The 3,099-nt window shown below is 69.2% G+C and carries 3 protein-coding genes; all 3 read left to right on the top strand.

Annotated elements, in window-relative coordinates; genetic code table 11:
• Positions 1-50 precede the first annotated feature (50 nt).
• The 3 genes from OKJ99_RS07870 to proC all read left to right on the top strand — a co-directional run bounded on the left by OKJ99_RS07870 (position 51) and on the right by proC (position 2,588).
• Positions 51-860 carry an ABC transporter ATP-binding protein gene (locus OKJ99_RS07870; protein WP_326015102.1) on the top strand — a complete coding sequence of 270 codons (810 nt, stop codon included), beginning with the start codon at positions 51-53 and terminating at the stop codon, positions 858-860.
• A gap of 66 nt (positions 861-926) precedes the next feature.
• Positions 927-1,664, top strand: a complete 738-nt coding sequence (locus tag OKJ99_RS07865; protein WP_326015101.1) for an ABC transporter permease — start codon at positions 927-929, stop codon at positions 1,662-1,664.
• 99 nt (positions 1,665-1,763) lie between these two features.
• Complete coding sequence (proC, locus tag OKJ99_RS07860) at positions 1,764-2,588, top strand: pyrroline-5-carboxylate reductase (protein WP_326015100.1); 825 nt, start codon at positions 1,764-1,766, stop codon at positions 2,586-2,588.
• The last annotated feature ends 511 nt before the right edge of the window (positions 2,589-3,099 follow it).

Below are 3,099 nucleotides of genomic sequence, written 5' to 3'. Positions count from 1 at the left end.
CCCCGTACACCTTGACGCCCCCACCCACCCGGAGGATTATTCATCGGGTGATGAATAAATCGCTGCCACCCGCCGTGAACGCCACCGGCCTCACGGTCACCCGAGGCCCGCGCACCGTTCTGCGCGGCCTGGACTTCACCGTCCCGCGCGGCCAGATCACCGGCCTGCTCGGCCCCTCCGGCTGCGGCAAGTCGACCCTCATGCGCGCCGTCGTCGGCACGCAGGCCAAGGTCGCCGGCACCCTCACGGTCCTCGACCACCCCGCAGGCCACCCCACACTGCGTTCCCGCGTCGGCTACGTGACCCAGGCCCCCTCCGTCTACCTCGACCTCACGATCCGCCAGAACCTCGCCTACTTCGCATCCGTCCTGCTCCCCGGCAGGCCCGCCGCCACCCACCGCCGGACCGAAGTCGACCGCGTCCTCACCGACGTAGATCTCGACTCCCACGCCGACGCCCTCGCCGGAAACCTCTCCGGCGGCCAGCTCAGCCGCGTCTCCCTGGCCGTCGCCCTGCTCGGCACCCCGGAACTCCTCGTCCTCGACGAGCCGACCGTCGGCCTCGACCCGGTCCTCCGCCGCGACCTGTGGAACCTCTTCCACGACCTCGCCGCCCGCGGCGCCACGATCCTCGTCTCCTCGCACGTCATGGACGAGGCCGAGCACTGCCACCGCCTCCTCCTCATGCGCGAGGGCGAACTGCTCGCCGACGACAGCCCCGACGCCCTGCGCGAGCGCACCGCGACCCCCACCGTCGAAGAGGCCTTCCTCCACCTGGTCGACGCGGCGAACAACGAGGCGAACGACAAGGCGAACGACAAGGCGAACGAGGCGAACACCGCCCGCCCCACCACCCACTGACGCACCCACTGACGCACCCGCCGACCCCCGCACCGACTCCCTCACCGACGCCCAGGGAAGCCCGCCATGAACACGTACCGCACCACCGCCACCGCGCTCCGCGTCCTGCGCCAGCTCCGCCACGACCCGCGCTCGATCGCCCTGATGCTGCTCGTCCCGTGCGTGATGCTCTTCCTGCTCCGCTACGTCTTCGACGGCAGCCAGGCCACCTTCAACTCCATCGGCGCCTCGCTCCTCGGCATCTTCCCGCTGATCACGATGTTCCTGGTGACGTCCATCGCCACCCTCCGCGAACGTACGAGCGGCACCCTGGAACGCCTCCTGTCCATGCCGCTCGGCAAGGCGGACCTGATCGGCGGCTACGCCCTGGCCTTCGGCGCCGTGGCCGTCGTCCAGTCCGTCCTCGCCACGGGCCTCGCCCTCTGGGTCCTGGACCTCGACGTCACAGGCTCGGCCTGGCTGCTCCTCCTGGTCGCCCTCCTCGACGCCCTGCTCGGCACGGCCCTCGGCCTGTTCGTCTCGGCCTTCGCGGCGTCGGAGTTCCAGGCGGTCCAGTTCATGCCGGCGGTGATCTTCCCGCAGCTGCTGCTCTGCGGCCTGTTCACCCCGCGCGACCAGATGCAGCCGGTCCTCGAGGGAATCTCCAACGTGCTCCCCATGTCGTACGCGGTCGACGGCATGAACGAGGTCCTCAGGCACACCGACCTCACAGCCACCTATATCCGCGACGTCGCGATCGTCGCCGGCTGCGCCGTGCTGGTCCTGGGCCTGGGCGCGGCCACCCTGCGCCGCCGTACGGCCTGAGGCCCACGGCCCGTTCCGCCCACCGGACACCCGCGAACGACGGGCAGACCCGATGCGAGGATGCCTGCGGACGGACGACGCACACGGAAGGCCCCGCTCATGAGCCAGCACCCCCGCCACAAGGTCGCCGTACTCGGCACGGGCAAGATCGGTGAAGCCCTGCTCAGCGGAATGATCCGCGGCGGCTGGGCACCGAGCGACCTGATGGTCACGGCCCGCCGCCCCGAGCGCGCCGAGGAACTCCGCTCGCGCTACGGCGTCACCCCGGTCACCAACCAGGAGGCGGCCAAGCAGGCCGACACCCTGATCCTCACGGTCAAGCCCCAGGACATGGGCACGCTCCTCGACGAGCTGGCCCCGCACGTCCCGTCCGACCGCCTCGTGATCAGCGGCGCCGCCGGCATCCCCACCACCTTCTTCGAGGAGCGCCTCCCGGAGGGCACCCCGGTGGTCCGGGTCATGACGAACACCCCGGCCCTGGTCGACGAGGCCATGTCCGTCATCTCCGCCGGCACCCACGCGACGAGCGCCCACCTGACGCACGCCGAAGAACTCTTCGGCTCGGTGGGCAAGACCCTCCGCGTCCCCGAGTCCCAGCAGGACGCCTGCACGGCCCTCTCCGGCTCGGGCCCGGCCTACTTCTTCTACCTGGTGGAGGCCATGACCGACGCGGGCATCCTCCTCGGCCTTCCGCGCGACAAGGCCCACGACCTCATCGTCCAGTCCGCCATCGGCGCCGCGACGATGCTCCGCGACAGCGGTGAGCACCCGGTCAAGCTCCGCGAGAACGTGACGTCCCCCGCCGGCACGACCATCAACGCGATCCGCGAACTCGAGAGCCACGGCGTACGAGCCGCCCTCATCGCCGCCCTCGAAGCCGCCCGCGACCGCAGCCGCGAACTGGCCTCCGGCAACAACAGCTGACCTGCGTACGGGCCCGAGGCACGAAGTTGACACGCCCAGGGCCCATCCGTAGTGTTCTCCGAGTTGTCCGCCGTGAGCGCCGACCCCGGTCGGTCCCCGGACAACCATTCCGCAAGACCTCTTAAACGCTCGACGACTGGCTTCTGCTCGGTCGTCGTATGCATTTACGCGTGTCCTTGCGAAATGAGGAATCCACGTTCGAAAGGACGCGACCCCGATTAGCTCGGGGGCCGGGAATCCGCTAAAGTCTCACTCGTCGGAACGGCCCAACAGCCGCGAAGACAAGCCCCGCTGACTGGGAATCAGGCCCGAAAGGATCTGATAGAGTCGGACTCGCCGGAAAGCCGAAAGGCCGGAAAGCGAAGAGAAAGACCAGCAGGACCCCGAGGAAATCGGCCGGTGAAACGGTCTGATAGAGTCGGAAACGCAAGAACAGCAAGACCGAAGGGAAGCGCCCGGAGGAAAGCCCGAGAGGGTGAGTACAAAGGAAGCGTCCGTTCCTTGAGAACTC

Source organism: Streptomyces endophyticus, assembly GCF_035798155.1.
GTDB classification, from domain to species: domain Bacteria; phylum Actinomycetota; class Actinomycetes; order Streptomycetales; family Streptomycetaceae; genus Streptomyces; species Streptomyces endophyticus.
The sequence above is the reverse complement of the archived record's forward strand: the minus strand, read 5'-3'. Positions and strand labels throughout refer to the sequence as shown.